This is a genomic window from Loigolactobacillus jiayinensis, assembly GCF_003946445.1.
In the GTDB taxonomy this organism is placed as follows: domain Bacteria; phylum Bacillota; class Bacilli; order Lactobacillales; family Lactobacillaceae; genus Loigolactobacillus; species Loigolactobacillus jiayinensis.
Window position 1 is genome coordinate 21,041 of record NZ_RHOF01000041.1, and the last position, 15,194, is coordinate 36,234.

General features: G+C 45.1%; 17 protein-coding genes. 1 reads left to right on the forward strand and 16 read right to left on the reverse strand.

The window, feature by feature from the left end:
• Nucleotides 1-21: 21 nt before the first annotated feature.
• The 5 genes from priA to EKM80_RS10410 all read right to left on the reverse strand — a co-directional run bounded on the left by priA (nt 22) and on the right by EKM80_RS10410 (nt 5,048).
• Nucleotides 22-2,436: a primosomal protein N' gene (gene priA, locus EKM80_RS10390; protein WP_125553062.1), complete on the reverse strand. Its 2,415-nt coding sequence runs from the start codon at nt 2,434-2,436 to the stop codon at nt 22-24.
• 61 nt (nt 2,437-2,497) lie between these two features.
• A complete protein-coding gene (gene coaBC / locus EKM80_RS10395) occupies nt 2,498-3,715 on the reverse strand; it encodes a bifunctional phosphopantothenoylcysteine decarboxylase/phosphopantothenate--cysteine ligase CoaBC (RefSeq protein ID WP_191985947.1) in 1,218 nt (405 codons plus the stop codon).
• 158 nt (nt 3,716-3,873) lie between these two features.
• Complete coding sequence (gene rpoZ / locus EKM80_RS10400; protein WP_125553064.1) at nt 3,874-4,134, reverse strand: DNA-directed RNA polymerase subunit omega; 261 nt, start codon at nt 4,132-4,134, stop codon at nt 3,874-3,876.
• Nucleotides 4,131-4,751 carry a guanylate kinase gene (gene gmk, locus EKM80_RS10405; RefSeq protein ID WP_125553065.1) on the reverse strand — a complete coding sequence of 207 codons (621 nt, stop codon included), beginning with the start codon at nt 4,749-4,751 and terminating at the stop codon, nt 4,131-4,133. Before gmk ends, rpoZ begins: the two co-directional genes overlap by 4 nt.
• 69 nt (nt 4,752-4,820) lie before the next feature.
• Nucleotides 4,821-5,048: a YdbC family protein gene (locus EKM80_RS10410; protein WP_125553066.1), complete on the reverse strand. Its 228-nt coding sequence runs from the start codon at nt 5,046-5,048 to the stop codon at nt 4,821-4,823.
• Between the two features lie 232 nt (nt 5,049-5,280).
• Here EKM80_RS10410 and EKM80_RS10415 point away from each other — a divergent pair, with 232 nt between their 5' ends.
• Nucleotides 5,281-5,628: a hypothetical protein gene (locus EKM80_RS10415; RefSeq protein WP_125553067.1), complete on the forward strand. Its 348-nt coding sequence runs from the start codon at nt 5,281-5,283 to the stop codon at nt 5,626-5,628.
• 48 nt (nt 5,629-5,676) lie between these two features.
• On the opposite strand, the gene recN is transcribed toward EKM80_RS10415, so the two are convergent.
• From recN to EKM80_RS10470, 11 genes are all read right to left on the reverse strand, one after another.
• Nucleotides 5,677-7,392, reverse strand: coding sequence for a DNA repair protein RecN (gene recN / locus EKM80_RS10420; RefSeq protein ID WP_125553068.1), 1,716 nt, complete (start codon nt 7,390-7,392; stop codon nt 5,677-5,679).
• A gap of 50 nt (nt 7,393-7,442) precedes the next feature.
• Nucleotides 7,443-7,898, reverse strand: a complete 456-nt coding sequence (gene argR / locus EKM80_RS10425; RefSeq protein ID WP_125553069.1) for an arginine repressor — start codon at nt 7,896-7,898, stop codon at nt 7,443-7,445.
• Nucleotides 7,899-8,013: 115 nt separating this feature from the next.
• Nucleotides 8,014-8,841, reverse strand: a complete 828-nt coding sequence (locus EKM80_RS10430) for a TlyA family RNA methyltransferase (RefSeq protein ID WP_125553070.1) — start codon at nt 8,839-8,841, stop codon at nt 8,014-8,016.
• Between the two features lie 16 nt (nt 8,842-8,857).
• Nucleotides 8,858-9,736, reverse strand: coding sequence for a polyprenyl synthetase family protein (locus EKM80_RS10435; protein WP_125553071.1), 879 nt, complete (start codon nt 9,734-9,736; stop codon nt 8,858-8,860).
• Nucleotides 9,729-9,968: an exodeoxyribonuclease VII small subunit gene (locus EKM80_RS10440; RefSeq protein WP_125553072.1), complete on the reverse strand. Its 240-nt coding sequence runs from the start codon at nt 9,966-9,968 to the stop codon at nt 9,729-9,731. Before EKM80_RS10440 ends, EKM80_RS10435 begins: the two co-directional genes overlap by 8 nt.
• A gap of 17 nt (nt 9,969-9,985) precedes the next feature.
• A complete protein-coding gene (xseA, locus tag EKM80_RS10445) occupies nt 9,986-11,341 on the reverse strand; it encodes an exodeoxyribonuclease VII large subunit (RefSeq protein ID WP_125553073.1) in 1,356 nt (451 codons plus the stop codon).
• Complete coding sequence (locus EKM80_RS10450) at nt 11,334-12,185, reverse strand: bifunctional 5,10-methylenetetrahydrofolate dehydrogenase/5,10-methenyltetrahydrofolate cyclohydrolase (RefSeq protein WP_125553074.1); 852 nt, start codon at nt 12,183-12,185, stop codon at nt 11,334-11,336. The genes xseA and EKM80_RS10450 overlap by 8 nt, the downstream gene beginning before the upstream one ends.
• Nucleotides 12,186-12,371: 186 nt before the next feature.
• Nucleotides 12,372-12,797 (reverse strand): transcription antitermination factor NusB, encoded by a 426-nt coding sequence (gene nusB, locus EKM80_RS10455; protein ID WP_125553075.1) that lies wholly within the window; start codon nt 12,795-12,797, stop codon nt 12,372-12,374.
• A complete protein-coding gene (locus EKM80_RS10460; protein ID WP_125553076.1) occupies nt 12,794-13,225 on the reverse strand; it encodes an Asp23/Gls24 family envelope stress response protein in 432 nt (143 codons plus the stop codon). The genes nusB and EKM80_RS10460 overlap by 4 nt, the downstream gene beginning before the upstream one ends.
• A gap of 19 nt (nt 13,226-13,244) precedes the next feature.
• Complete coding sequence (gene efp / locus EKM80_RS10465) at nt 13,245-13,802, reverse strand: elongation factor P (RefSeq protein WP_125553077.1); 558 nt, start codon at nt 13,800-13,802, stop codon at nt 13,245-13,247.
• Between the two features lie 102 nt (nt 13,803-13,904).
• Nucleotides 13,905-14,981: a M24 family metallopeptidase gene (locus tag EKM80_RS10470; RefSeq protein ID WP_125553078.1), complete on the reverse strand. Its 1,077-nt coding sequence runs from the start codon at nt 14,979-14,981 to the stop codon at nt 13,905-13,907.
• Nucleotides 14,982-15,194: the final 213 nt, after the last annotated feature.

Genomic DNA, 15,194 nt, shown 5'->3' on the forward strand with positions numbered 1-15,194 from the left:
TCGCTTCTTTCTCTATTAAGTCTAGATAAAACTTAGTGGTTCGCGGTCAATGGAAATTTGAATCCCATGCCGTGCTTGATTTTCCTGCATAATTTGGGTCAACACTTGTTGTAAGTGTGGTTCACGCTTATATTTGATCACCATTTGGTAGTAATAACGTTTATTTACCCGCGCAATTGCGCGTGGCGTTGGTCCTAATAAAATGGCTTGCTTGGATAACGCTGGCTTGATTTGGGTCATCAATTGAAAAATCTTTTTGGCCGCTTCATTTTCTTCTTCATGACTGGCGGTAACCAAAATCGTGTAATAGTATGGCGGATACCCCGTTTGATGGCGCAAAGTCATTTCTCGCTTATAAAAACCTTCATAGTCATGATGGCGCGCCAAGCGAATTGCGTAATGTTCCGGATTATAGGTCTGAACAATGACCTCACCTTTTTTCTCAGCACGGCCAGCGCGACCACTTACTTGGGTCAATAGCTGAAACGTTCGTTCACTGGCGCGAAAATCAGGTAAACCTAGTGCTGTATCCGCGTTGAGCACGCCCACTAAGGTCACATCCGGAAAATCCAATCCTTTAGCAATCATTTGTGTGCCCAGTAAAATATCGGCTTCATGGTTACCAAATTGACGTAAAAGCTTGCCGTGCGCACCTTTCCGCCGCGTTGTATCCACATCCATCCGCAAAATTCGCGCTTCCGGTAATAACGTATGCAACTCAGTTTCCACTTTTTGCGTGCCCGTGCCATAATACCGAATCTTACGACTTTGACAATTCGGACAAACTTGCGGAATCGCTTCTTCATGACCACAATAATGACACTTCATTGAGTGCGTGTCCATATGCAAAGTTAGCGAAATATCACAATTAGGGCACTGCAACACAAAACCGCAATCACGGCACATCACAAAGGACGAGAAGCCGCGGCGATTCAGCATTAAAACACTTTGTTCCTGATGTAATACGCGCTTACGTAATTCTTGTAGTAATAAGCTAGAAAAATTATCTTCCTTCGTTTTTTTCAACTCATTTTTCATATCGACCACCGTTACTTCCGGTAGTGGCTGATGATTGGCCCGTTCCTTAAGCCGAATCAATTGATAAACGCCTTTTTGCGCGCGGGCCCGTGATTCTAATGATGGCGTTGCACTACCTAACACCACCGGACAGTGGTGGTACTTAGCCCGCCATAACGCAACATCACGAGCGTGGTAACGCGGCATTTCATCCTGCTTATAACTACTTTCGTGTTCTTCATCCATAATGATCAAGCCGATATGCTGTAGTGGCGCAAAAATAGCAGAACGCGCACCAACCACGACTTGGGCTTCACCACGTTCGATCCGCCGCCATTCGTCATAGCGTTCGCCGGTGGATAACCCACTGTGTAGTACCGCAACGTGCTCACCAAAGCGCCCACGTACACGTGCCACCATTTGCGGGGTCAAACCAATTTCCGGCACCAACATTAACGCAGTCCGCCCAGCCGTGATTGCCGCTTGGATCGCCTGTAAGTAGATCTCTGTTTTACCACTACCAGTAACCCCCTCAACCAAGAAAACTTGATCGCGCTTCTGCTCGCCAGCAGCCGTAATTTGTTGGACGGCTGTGGCTTGTTCTGCAGTTAAGGTCAACGGCTGTGTCCGTGGCGCACTGGCTAATTCAGCGTACGGATCGCGGTAAGTTTCCAAATCGACTAACCGCAGCCAACCTTTTGCTACTCCAGCATGGACTGGCGCTAGTGTTAGCTCAGTCGTGGCCGTGATCTCATGCATTGGGATTGGCGCCTTAGCAGCCGCATGAGCCGCTAAAAAGGCCAACAGTTCATGCTGGCGTTTGGCGTTGGCTGGCACCTTAGCAGCCGCGGCAGTGTAATCAGCCGCCGTCAGTAGCGGCTGCACGGCCTTAAGTGTTTTAACCTTAGCCCGATCATGGACTTCATAAACCACCTCAACTAAATGTTGCTGTTGCCATTTCAATAATTGCTTAATTACTTCCGGTGCTAAATCGGCAAAGTCTAGTTCAGTTTGATCGTGAAAAATAGCCGTTGTCGCTACGGTAGCCGCACCAGTCAAGCGTACTTTCTTACTATAACTGGCTTTCATCACGCTCGGTAACATGGTCTGCATACAACTAATTTGAAACGCGAAAGTCCACTGTGCCAGCCACTTAGCCAACGCCAACAACTCCGGGTTCAACACTGGCTGTAGATCCAAAACTGCCGCAATTGTTTTCAGTTCACCATTATAATCTGGTGGGGCCGCGGTGGTGCCAACCACAAAACCTTGGACTTGGCGCTGGCCTTTGCCAAAGGGGACAACCACCCGCATTCCCGGTTGTAATTGGGCTTGCCATACCGCCGGAATCACGTAGTCATAGGGACGATTTGTTTGTAAGCTAGGTACATCAACGATCACTTGAGCAAATTGTACCATGACTAACCACCTTTCTAGGCGTGCTCAAAAAGCGCGTCGATTTTTCACGTTTAATCTAAAGTTATGCCTGCAACTTACGGGTTGCCAATGCCACCTGCAAAATCTGCTGGGCGATCACTTCTTTAGAAGCCAATGGTAACTGTTGCGGTGCTTGGTTGGACTGTAAAATAGTGACCGCGTTAGTATCGTGATCAAAGCCAACCTGTGGGCTCGAAACATCGTTAGCAACAATCATGTCAGCATGCTTGCTAGTTAATTTTTGTTGCGCGTAAGTCAGCAAATTCTGCGTTTCCGCAGCAAAGCCAATTAAAAATTGGTGGTGCTTTTGCTGGCCTAATTCAGCTAAAATATCTGGATTTTTAGTCAGCGTCAACTGATAATCAGTCGCTGTTTTCTTAATTTTATTTGCGGCTACTGTCGGCGACCGAAAATCAGCCACCGCTGCGGCCATGATCACCATTTGCGCATCAGCATACCGTGCTAGTAAAGCTGTCCGCATTGTAGCTGCTGAATCAACCGCAACATACGCGACCCCAGCTGGTTGTGGTAACGCGGTTGGTGCACTGATCAAGGTTACTTTGGCCCCCAACTTCCGCGCTGCAGTAGCTAAAGCATAGCCCATTTTACCAGAAGAATTGTTAGTTAAATAGCGCACTGGATCTAAGCGTTCACGCGTTCCGCCAGCGGTGACCAAAACGGATTGGCCATGCAACGGCAAACTGGTATCCGCTGCAATCAGCTGGTCATTAACGGTCGCCACAATTTCTTCTGGTTCCGGAAAACGGCCTTTGCCACTGTAACCTTCGGCCAAAAACCCAGTTGCTGGCTCGATAATGTGTAACCCATCAGCCTTTAATGTGTTAATGTTGCGTTGCGTGGCTGGATTTTCCCACATGTGCACGTTCATCGCAGGCGCAACGAACTTCGGTGCCGTTGTCGCTAATAAAGCCGTGCTCGCAAAATCGTCAGCAATACCGTTAGCCACTTTAGCGATCAAGTCAGCGGTGGCCGGAGCAACTAAGGCAATCTCTGTCCAATCGGCTAATTCGATATGCGCCACTTCATCTGGTGCAAGTTGCGCAAAACGATCCGTATAAACGGCGTGCTTGCTCAACGCTTGAAAAGTGAGCGGCGTAATGAATTCTTGCGCCCCAGCCGTTTCCACCACGCGAACTTCAGCGCCATGGCGAATCAATTCCCGTACCAAATAAGCAGCCTTATAGGCAGCGATCCCACCACTGACGTACAATGCAACGTGTTTTTTAGCTAACAACACCATTTCCCCCTCATTTTAACGGTTCAACTTATATAGTTATTGTAGCAGAAAACGGCGGGTAAAGCAGTGACCGCTGATCAATTTACAGTATAGAAAAAGAGTTCGCGGTCACAACCAGCCGAACTCTTAATTGACACCCAACATTTAACTACCAATATAACTTATTTTTCGTGTTTATCTGCTTGATCTTGTGCTTCAGCTTCACGTTCAGTCATCAATGACGCTGGGTCAACGGTCACTTCACCATCAGCAATTTCTTCAAGTGCTTGGCCAACGGTTTGTGGTGAACGATATTCATCGTCAGGCAACATTTTAACACTGCCAGCTTCGATTTCATGGGCGCGTTTAGCGGATAAAACGGCTAACGAGTAACGTGAATCAACTTTGTCTAATAATTTATCAATTGATGGATATAAAATCATTTTTCGCCAACTCCTATCATTTTTTCATATTGTGCGATCACCCGTTGTACGCGGAGATGTTCGCTTTCAATAATGTTCTCGATCCGTTGTACCGCATTGGGTACAGTATCATTGACTACAGCATAATCATATTGCCGCATCATTTTGATTTCGTCAACGGCTTTATGCATCCGTTTATCAATAGTCTGCATATCCTCGGAACCGCGGCCTTTGATCCGCTGTTTCAGCGAAGAAAGATCCGGTGGCGTTAAGAAAATAAAAACACCGTCGGGACATTTTTTCCGAACCTGCATGGCGCCATTGACTTCGATCTCCAAGAAAACATCCTTGCCCGCGTCTAACGTCTGGTTGACGTACTTCAACGGTGTGCCATAGTAATTATCGACATACTGCGCGTACTCTAACATCCCATCATCCGCAATTTCACGCTTGAAGTCTTCCTTGCTCCGAAAATAATAATCCACACCATCGACTTCCCCTGGACGAGGTTGCCGCGTGGTCATTGAGATCGAATATACAAAATCTCGCTGCTGATCCTGAAACATTGCCTTGCGTACTGTTCCCTTACCTACACCGGAAGGGCCAGATAAAACGATTAACATCCCGCGTGTCGCCATCGGTCAATTCTCCTTCTACTCGCATAAATTTAATTTCTATTTTGCACTTTTTTTAATTATTTTTCAAGTTTAGTCGCTGACCATGCCATCAAGCAGTTGCCGCAGCTGCTCAATTTCATCGTTGGTCAGCGTCAATCCTTTACCCATTTTACTATGATCCGGTGACCAATCACGCAAATCAAACTTGGCAGGACGGTCATTCCAACTGACTAAGTTTAACTCTCGGGTCCAGCCACTTTTGCTGGTGCTTAACACGCCAACAGTTTCTTCAATCGTAAATTGTAGTGGTGTCGCCATTTACTTACCTCCCAAATTATTTTCAAGCAATTAGCGCAGACAAAGTTGCAACTAAGTGCTAGCATGTAATATTGCAACAATCGTTCAACTACCACAGCGGTTTTATCTATCTATTCTAGCATACCTATGCGCTTAGCTCGATAAATTATCGACTAAAGTAAAAAAAGTATTGCAATTGAGAACGGTTGTTCGTATAATGAAATTACAAACAAACGTTCGGAGGCAAAACAAAATGGCATTTAATCAAGCAACAATTAAACAATTTGGCACCCATTTACAATCATCTTATCAAAAAATAGTTGATTTTGAAGTGCCCACTGCAACTAACCTATCGACAACCGCCTTACCGCAAATGCCACAATTTCAAATCACCCAATTTCTCGAACAAGCCCTCACTAAACAATTAAGTGTCACCGTCCAATTTAACGATTTTGATCATGGTGGCCAAACTACTATCAACGGCCGCTTTGAACAACGCCACAGCGGTACCCTAATTTTCCGCGCAACCAATCAAAAATTAATCCATTTAGTCACCGCCAATGCGATTCGCTATATCGCACTGACATCTGCCATTGCCTGATAAAAAAGTGACGGCGGCAACCTTGAGTGATTGTCGTCGTCATTTTTTCTACGCTTTTGTAATCGCTTCACGTAAACGCTTTTTCTCAACTACTGCCAATTGCAATAACTCTTCAGCATGTTCCCGCGTTAACTTGGTGACCGTCGTGCCCGATAGCATCCGCGCTAACTCATCGATCCGTTGTGCCGGTTCCAAACGCGTTAAGGTCGTCTTAGTACGTTGACCAATGATCTGTTTACGGATAAAGAAATGCTGGTCACTCATTGCTGCTACTTGCGGTAAATGAGTGATACACAGTACTTGTGAGAAACGGGCAATTGCTGAGATCTTATCGGCAATTGCCTGGGCCACTCGACCGCTGACCCCAGTATCGACTTCATCAAATATAATACTAGTAATGCCTTGACTACGGGTGAAAATCGTTTTTAACGCCAACATCATCCGTGATAATTCACCGCCAGAAGCAATTTTTGCCAGTGGCCCTGCAGCCTCGCCTGGATTAGTTTGAATATAAAACTCAACATCATCTAAACCAGTCGGGTAAAAATGTACCGTTGACGACGCTTTAAAATGCACAGAAAAAACGGTTTTTTCCATATATAGTGCTGCTAATTGCTCATGAATTGCTTGACTCAGTTTTTTGGCGCCTTGTTGCCGAGTCTTGGACAATTGGTGACCAAGCTGTAGTAATTGCTCTCTGGCTGTTTTAACTTGTTCAGCCAGCTGATCTTCATTATCTTCAGTGGCCGTCATTTGCCCCAATTCAGCCTTGATTTTAGCGTAATAAGCAAGAATTTGACTGATGCTGTCACCATATTTACGTTTAAGCTGCTGGATCACTTCTAAGCGCTTTTCAATTTCATCTAAGCGACCTTCATCCCACTCCATTAAATCAGTTTGGCGCAACAACTCTGAAGCAGCATCTTGTAAGGTATAATACGCTGTCTGCACACTATCAGCAACGTCTTGATAGGTACTATCCAACGTTGCGATCTGCTGCAGTTCATTCATTGCCGACCCAATGTTATCCATGGTGCCAGCTTCATCGCCTGAGATTGCCGCATAACTATTTTGCAAGGCGGTCGTGATGCGTTGAAAATTACTTAAGCGCGCCCGCTCAGTCTCCAACGCACTTTCTTCATCTGGCTTTAATTGTGCACTATCAATTTCATCAACTTGAAAACGTAACATATCCAAGCGTTGGGCCCATTCCTTAGCATGAGCCATCCGTTCCTGATAAGCCTTATTTAAACGGGTAAATTCGGTGTAGGCTGCCACATATTTCTGCCGCTGCGGCGTAACTTTAACTTTATAAAACTCATCTAACAAGGCTAAATGCTTTTCTGGGTGCATTAATTCTTGATGTTCATTTTGGCCATGAATGTCAACAATCGTTTCACCGATTTCCTTTAGTGTTGTCGTATTGACCAACTGGCCATTGATGCGACAGACGTTACGACCAGTGCGATATAGATCTCGTTGCAATAAAATATCAGCATCAGCATGTTCAATGCCATAATGGTCTAACACAGCAAAAGTCGCTGAATCTTCTGGTAAATGAAATAAGCCTTGCAAGCGCATTTTACTAGCGCCTTTGCGAATAAATTCTTGTGAGCCACGACCACCAGCTAATACCCCCACTGCATCAATAATGATTGACTTGCCGGCCCCTGTTTCCCCAGTTAAAACCGTCATACCTGATTGAAAAGCAATATTCAATTTTTCAATGATCGCAAAATCGCGAATATCCAATTCTTGTAGCACAAAAATCCCCCTTGCGTTATTGCAACAACACCGTAAAACAAAGAACCTGCTTAACGCTCAAGCAAGTTCGTTAATAACTGATATAGGTCCTGCGCTGCCGTCGGTGTTTTAGCAATGATCAAAACCGTATCATCACCACCAATTGTCCCAAAGACATCCGGAAAGGCCATTTGATCAATTAGACTGGCGATTGCCGTTCCATTGCCTGGCAACGCTTTTAAGACGATAAAATAATCCTGTATCGCCATCGAAACATAGGCATCATATAAAATACGCTTTAATTTTTTCTCAGTATCGACCGTTTGTTGAACGGGTAAACTGTAGCGGTAACCGCCACTTGGTGACGGCACCTTAATTAATTGCATATCTTTGATATCTCGCGAAATCGTTGCTTGTGTGACGTTAACGTCCGCACCTTCAAGTAACGCAACGAAATCTTCTTGTTTTTGGATATCATGTTCACTTAACAATTGCTTGATCAAGCGTTGTCGCTCAGATTTTCGCATACCGTCACCTTGCTTTCACATTCTAACTTCATAATAGCGTATTCGTCACTAAAATTAAAGCGTTATCTGTTAGAATATGCACAAACTTTGAAAGAATATACGCTGATTCACAAAACTAGGCCTTGGCAGCATTCAAGGATTGATACGCCGCTTGTAGCGTTGCTGGAATCGACACATTCGGCGCCATTTGACCAGCAGCGTCTAAATTCAAGCGCAAGTGGGTGATAAATTCAATATTACCCTCGCCACCTTTGATCGGTGAGAAATCAAGGTTTAACACGTCATAGTGATTGGCTACAGCAAAGTCCAAAATAGTCTGTAGTACGGCTTCATGAACTTTGGGATCACGTACAATGCCGCCTTTACCAACGTTTTTAGGTCCAGCTTCAAACTGCGGCTTGATCAACGCCACCACATCGCCGCCCGGTTGCAAAATGGTTGCCAAATTAGGTAAGATCAAGCGCAATGAGATAAACGACACATCGATCGAGGCAAAACTCGGCTGGCCTGCAGTAAAATCGGCTAGCTTGCTGTAACGGAAGTTGGTTTGTTCCATCACAGTGACGCGGGGATCCTCACGTAATTTCCACACTAATTGATTGGTGCCTACATCCAGCGCGTAACTCCGTTTAGCCCCATTTTGTAGCATTACATCCGTAAAACCACCGGTTGATGAGCCAATATCTAACACCGTTTTATCAGTAACGTCTAATTTAAAGACGTCCAGCGCTTTAGCTAGTTTTAAGCCACCACGGCTGACGTAAGGCATGTGTTTACCCTTTAAATGCAAAATCGTATCATTCGGGATCTTACTACCTGGCTTATCGTAACGTTGATTATTGGCGTCATAAACCTCACCGGCCATTACCGCACGCTTGGCTTGTTCCCGTGAGTCAAAATAGCCTTGTTGCTGGAGCAAGACGTCGATCCGTTCTTTTTTCAACAGTTTTCATCCTCCACTAATTGGCTAATTCCGTTAAAAACTCAGCCAGTAAACTAATATCGGTCGACGCTACTAACGGATCTAAAGCGTGCCGTGCTGAATCCAATTCAGCTGTCAACGCACTACGCGCACCGTCTAAACCAAGTAAGCTAGGATAGGTATTCTTGTTAGCCGCTTGATCCTGATGGACTGGCTTACCTAGTTGTGCCGCCGTGCTTGTAACATCTAAAATATCGTCTTTGATCTGAAAAGCCAAGCCTAAATGATCGGCAAAGTCGCTTAAGGCGGTCGTCCGTTTTTCATCGATGCCGCTGATTACAGCACCCATTAACAAACTGGCCTTCAATAATGCACCAGTTTTACGCTGGTGCAACGCTTTGAGCTCATCAAGCGTTAAGGTTCGCTGTTCGCCTTGCATATCAGCAACTTGACCAGCCACCATGTTTAAGGGGCCAGCACCAAAAGCAAGTTCGTGGACTAGCTTAATTTTGATCGTATCATTGAACCGACAGTCACTTAGCCACTGAAAAGCCAACGGTTGCAGCCCGTCGCCAGCTAAAATAGCCATAGCTTCACCAAATTTTTTATGGTTGGTGGCGTGGCCGCGGCGCAGGTCATCATTATCCATCGCCGGCAGATCATCATGGATCAGCGAATAGGTGTGAATTAATTCAATCGCCGCAGCGGCCGGTAAACTTTGGGGAATTAAATCAGCTTGGAAAGTTTGGACAACGGCTAATAACAACAGTGGCCGAATCCGCTTGCCCCCCGCCATTACCGAATAAGTCATGGCTGCTTGTAAATCAGCCGCTGGCACATCTTGCCTAAGTTTCAGCGCCAATAAACTATCTAAGGCCGGCACCAATTCGGCGCGCATAGCAGCTAATTTAATCATTGACGTCAGTTCCTTCAGCTTCAAATGGCACCTCAGTACCATCTTCAGTCATCATTTTCGTTAAAGTTTTCTCCGCATTAGTTAACGTATCTTGTAACGTTTTGCTTAAAGTAACACCTTTTTGAAATTCAGTTAACGCCTGTTCCAGCGGAATATCGCCTTGCTCTAAATTAGTCACAATTGCATTCAATGCTTCCAAATTTTTTTCAAATGTGGGTTGTGCTTCTGCCATTAAAACGGCCTCCGTTCTTATTTATCTTGTTTTTGCGGTGTAACCGCAATGACTTTAGTGGTGATCACCGCATCGGTGACGTGCAAAGCAACTTCAGCAGCTGGCTTAAAATCAGTTGCTTGTTTTAATACATTATCGTGTTCATCGGTTACATAACTGTACCCACGACCCATGATTTTCAGCGGGCTGAGATAATCCAATGACTGAATTTGCTGTTGCACCAGTTGTTGGCGTTGATTTAAATAGCGCTGCATGGCAGTCGTCAATTGCTGCTGCAAGCGCGCCACATCCCGTTGGCCTTGTTGCACCCGCGGTTGTAGTTGATGCTGTTGCAAATGACTTTCGGCCAACATAACTTGTTGTTGCTTATTTTGCACAACTTGTTTAAAGCTGATCTGTAACCGCCGCTTTAGTTGATCAACATTTTGTAAATAGCCATCATACAAGCGTTGCGGCTGCCGAAAAACATAGGATTGATGCAAGCGTTCAACTTGTTTCTTAGCTAAATTAATTCGATTCTGCATTGCCTGCAATAAGCGGACTTGTTGCTGCTGCAACTTAACCACTTCATCGCTTAACACTGGCACTGCCAGTTCCGCGGCTGCTGTCGGGGTCGCAGCCCGAACATCAGCCACTAAATCGGCAATCGTTGTATCCGTTTCATGTCCAACCGAAGAAATCACTGGCACTTGACTGGCAAAAATCGCCCGCGCCACGTTCTCTTCATTAAATGGCCACAAATCTTCAATGGAGCCACCACCACGACCAACAATCAAGGTATCAAAATTACTTAGCTGATTCACTTGTTCAATTTTGGCAACAATATCCGCCGCCGCTTCATTACCTTGCACTAAGGTTGGAAACAGCACCAACTGGGCGATTGGAAAGCGCCGCCGCGTGGTCGTAATAATATCGCGGATCACCGCGCCACTGGGGCTAGTCACCACGGCAATTCGTTTAGGAAAACGCACTAATGGCTGCTTTGGCGCATTAAATAAACCTTCTTGGGCTAACTTCTTTTTTAGCTGCTCATAGGCTTGGTAAAAAGCGCCAACACCATCTGGCTCCATTCGTTCAACGTAAATTTGGTAATTACCGGTGGCCTCATATAGTGAAATACGACCAACCACTAACACTTTCATCCCTTCTTCAGGGGTGAATTTAACTTTGTTAAACGCCGAACGGAACATGATAGCGTTGATTTTAGCGTGATCGTCTTTTAAACTAAAATACTGATGGGCATTGGGTCGTAAACGAAAATTAGAAATTTCACCCGTTAAATAAACCCGCTCCAAATAAGGATCGCGCTCAAATTTAGCCTTTAAATATTTGGTCAGCGTGGTGACCGTTAAATAATCCTTTTGTTCAGCCATGCTTTGTCTGACTCCTTGCTAATTGAACCGTTTGGTAAAGTAACATCAAGCTAGTCATTGGCCCAACGCCGCCGGGAACTGGCGTCATCGCGCCTGCTTGTAATGCAGCACTTGCATAATCAACATCGCCGACCAACTTGCCATCAGCCAGCCGGTTCATGCCAACGTCGATCACAACGGCGCCAGGTTTAATTGCCGTCGCATCAATAAAATTAGCGCGACCAACCGCCACAATTAAAATATCCGCTTGCCGCGTTAATTTGGCCAAGTTTTGCGTATAACTATGCGCAATGGTGATCGTTGCGTCACGATTCAATAATAACGCCGCTAATGGCCGGCCAACTACAACACTACGGCCAACCACAAACACATTTTTATGTTGCACCGAAAGCTGATAATGATCCAACAACTTCAATATGCCGTAGGGCGTGTTGGGAATTGCTTGGGGATGGCCACCAAATAGATAACCTAAATTCAGTGGGTGCACACCATCAACATCCTTGCGTGGATCCAGTGCTAAGATAACCTGCTGGCTATCGATTTGCGCTGGTAATGGCATTTCCAACATAATCGCATGCACCTGTGGATCCTGATTTAACTGTTGCACCACTGCCACCAATTCAGCCGTCGTAGTGGCTGCTGGCAAGGTGGTGGTCAACATCCGTAAGCCAAATTTAGCCGCCCGCTTTTGCTTACTGTGTAAATAAACTTGACTAGCCGGATCATCACCGACGAGCACCGCCGCTAACGTTGGCGTGACGCCAACCGCCTTTAATTCAGCGATTTGCGCCTGTAATTCTGGAATCAACGCCTGCGATGCTACTTTTCCATCTAAAATTTCCACCCCAACACGCTCACTTTCTAAAAAAGCTGGACCCACAACCTAAGTCATGTTGCCCAGCCTGCTTTTTTGAGAGCGCGGTTGCAAAAGCGCTCAGATTACTTTAGCCAAGCTTAACGATAAGCTGTTCGCCAATAACTGATCTACCTTTTCAACCACGCATATGCTGCCTTAGTTTCAACAACGTGCTTAGTCCGTCACCAAATTATTTTGGCGAACAATCGCTGACAAAACGCCATTAATAAATTTACGTGAGCGTTCATCACTGTATTTCTTGGCTAGCTCCAATGCTTCGTTAACCGCTACTTTAGCGGGAACATCCGCAACTTCTAACAATTCATATACGGCGACGCGCAAAATAATCAGGTCGGTTTTAGCTAAGCGATTCAGCGACCAGTTAGCACTTAAATGCTGACTGATTGCTTCATCTAATTGGGTCGTGTGCTCACGTACACCCCCCACCAGCGCCAATAGGTAGTCTGGCAGTTCAACTGGCTCTGCCCCTGGTGTCGTTGCTAAGGACTCCATTAACGCCTCAGTATCAACGTCTGGATTAGCATTGATTGCAAATAAAGTTTGAAAAGCAAACTCACGGATCTCATGTCGGTTAATCAATCGTCTTCACCATCTTCAGCAAATAAATTATTTGGATCCACTGCATTAACTAATTTTTCTGGAATCACACCTACTACATGGATGTTGACCTCAGCTAAATCAAGATCAGTCATAAATAATAACTGTTCCTTGATCGTATCTTGCATTTTCAACGCCACTTGTGGTACCGAGACGCCATAATTTAAATAAGCGTAAATATCAGCTTGAATGCGGCCTTCAGTGACCGTTAATTTAACGCCTTTACCGCGATCTTCACGCCCAAGTAATTGACTGATACTTGAAGATAAAGTACCGCGCATTTTATAAACCCCGTCGACCTGACTTGCCGCAATACCTAAAATAATTTCAATTACTTCAGGTGCGATTTCAATTTGGCCCAACGTGGGTTCTGTTTTACTATCTAAGACAATATTTGTATCTTCAGCCATCCGCTTTACCTCCTACTGATTAAGCCCGTGAAATGTATGAACCGTCTTGCGTGTTAACAATCAACTTGTCACCATTATTAACGAAAAATGGGACTTGAACGACTAAGCCAGTTTCCATAGTCGCTGGTTTAGGGCTGCTGGATTGAGTTGCACCACGAATACCTGGTTCAGTGTCAGCTACCGCTAGTTCAACCGTGTTCGGCAATTCTACCCCTAGTGTTTCGCTACCATACATAACGACCGTTACCGTCATGTTTTCTTTTAAATAGTTCAATTCATCTTTGATTTGATCCGTGGATAACGATAATTGTTCATAAGTTGTGTTATCCATGAAGACGTAATTGTCGCCATCTTGATACAAATACTGCATCTTTTTATTGTCGATTTGCGCCTTACCGACTTTTTTACCAGCGGCAAAGGTTTTTTCTTGCACCGCGCCAGTACGCAAATTCTTTAGCTTTGAACGCACAAAGGCGCTACCTTTACCTGGCTTAACGTGCTGAAATTCGACAACCCGCCATAATTCGCCTTCAACTTCAATTGTCAAACCAGTTTTAAAATCATTTACTGAAATCACGACTTAAATTTCCTCCTTCGATCCTGCAACTTATTTTAGCGGTTGCAGATCGTACAACTAATCAACTAACTATAGCAAGCTGGTCAACTCGTTGGCAAGCTTTTATACAATAATCAATTCTTTTTTTGGTGCTGTATTCAATATTTGATTGCCGGATGACATGATCAAAAGATCGTCTTCGATGCGCACACCACCGAGCCCCAACAAATAAATACCTGGTTCATCGGTGATAATATTGCCGTCAACTAAGGTCACATCGTCAGCGCTTGGTGTCGCCATTGGTCCTTCATGAATCGCTAAGCCAATACCATGACCGGTGCCATGGCCAAAATAATCGCCATAGCCGGCGGTGGTGATCACTTGGCGCGCCACATGATCAATTTGCTGTCCGGTTAAGCCGGCGCGCGCATTTTTGATTACTTGTTCTTGTGCGGCTAAGACGACTTGATAAATGTGTTTTAACTCGGTATCTGGCTCCCCAACGGCAAAGGTGCGCGTCATATCAGAGACGTAGCCTTGATAATAACAGCCGAAATCTAGGGTCACTAGCTCGTGGGGTGCGATAGCCTTGTTTGTGGCAACCCCATGCGGCATTGCTGAGCGTGGGCCGCTAGCGACGATTGTTTCAAATGAAACCCCGCTAGCACCTAATTTGCGCATATAAAAATCAAGCTCATTCGCTACTTGACGCTCAGTCATGCCCGGATGGATCGTGTTTAAAATATGTTGGTAGGCCTGGTCAGCAATCGCTGCCGCCTCCCGAATCAAGCCAATCTCATCGGCATCCTTTACTTCACGTAATTTTTCAACCATCCCTGAAGTTGGCACCAAACCAACATCAAAAATATCGGCTAAATCATCGTAAGTATTAAATGAAATGTGGTCGGCTTCAAAGCCTAAAGTGGTCAACTGTAACTTTTCTAATAAATGACTAATTTCAACGAACAGTGGTCCTTTATTTTCAACGATTGCAAAGCCTTGTGGTGCTACTTGTTGATAGGCTTGCTGGGTGTACCGTGAATCAGTAACGAAGAAGGCACTTGTCCGCGTGATCAGCGCTGCCCCTGTCGTTCCGGTAAAGCCGGTTAAATAGCGTAAATTCATCGCATCAGTGATCATGATACCATCGAGATCAATTGCGGCTAACTTGTCGCGTAAAGCTGCTAGTCTTTGTGCCATCGTTTGCCTCTTTTCTTGTTGCTATCGCTACTTAGGCGCAAACTGAATTAATTACTATTATAACAAAAAAACCGACTAAACAAAATGCCACGACCACGTTGTTGCTAAAAATATCAGCACCAGCTATGTAGCAACCGCCACTAGAACACAAAAAAAGCAGGCTCTATACTTTATCCTGTTGATAGATTGCTCAAAGTGGTAATCTATTAGCGG

Excerpts from the sequence above, each read along its gene's own strand:
- priA (WP_125553062.1), bottom strand. The coding sequence starts at position 2,436 with ATGGTACAATTTGCTCAAGTGATCGTTGATGTACCTAGCTTACAAACA.
- coaBC (WP_191985947.1), bottom strand. The coding sequence starts at position 3,715 with ATGGTGTTGTTAGCTAAAAAACACGTTGCATTGTACGTCAGTGGTGGG.
- rpoZ (WP_125553064.1), bottom strand. The coding sequence starts at position 4,134 with ATGATTTTATATCCATCAATTGATAAATTATTAGACAAAGTTGATTCA.
- gmk (WP_125553065.1), bottom strand. The coding sequence starts at position 4,751 with ATGGCGACACGCGGGATGTTAATCGTTTTATCTGGCCCTTCCGGTGTA.
- EKM80_RS10410 (WP_125553066.1), bottom strand. The coding sequence starts at position 5,048 with ATGGCGACACCACTACAATTTACGATTGAAGAAACTGTTGGCGTGTTA.
- EKM80_RS10415 (WP_125553067.1), top strand. The coding sequence starts at position 5,281 with ATGGCATTTAATCAAGCAACAATTAAACAATTTGGCACCCATTTACAA.
- argR (WP_125553069.1), bottom strand. The coding sequence starts at position 7,898 with ATGCGAAAATCTGAGCGACAACGCTTGATCAAGCAATTGTTAAGTGAA.
- EKM80_RS10435 (WP_125553071.1), bottom strand. The coding sequence starts at position 9,736 with ATGATTAAATTAGCTGCTATGCGCGCCGAATTGGTGCCGGCCTTAGAT.
- EKM80_RS10440 (WP_125553072.1), bottom strand. The coding sequence starts at position 9,968 with ATGGCAGAAGCACAACCCACATTTGAAAAAAATTTGGAAGCATTGAAT.
- xseA (WP_125553073.1), bottom strand. The coding sequence starts at position 11,341 with ATGGCTGAACAAAAGGATTATTTAACGGTCACCACGCTGACCAAATAT.
- EKM80_RS10460 (WP_125553076.1), bottom strand. The coding sequence starts at position 13,225 with ATGGCTGAAGATACAAATATTGTCTTAGATAGTAAAACAGAACCCACG.
- EKM80_RS10470 (WP_125553078.1), bottom strand. The coding sequence starts at position 14,981 with ATGGCACAAAGACTAGCAGCTTTACGCGACAAGTTAGCCGCAATTGAT.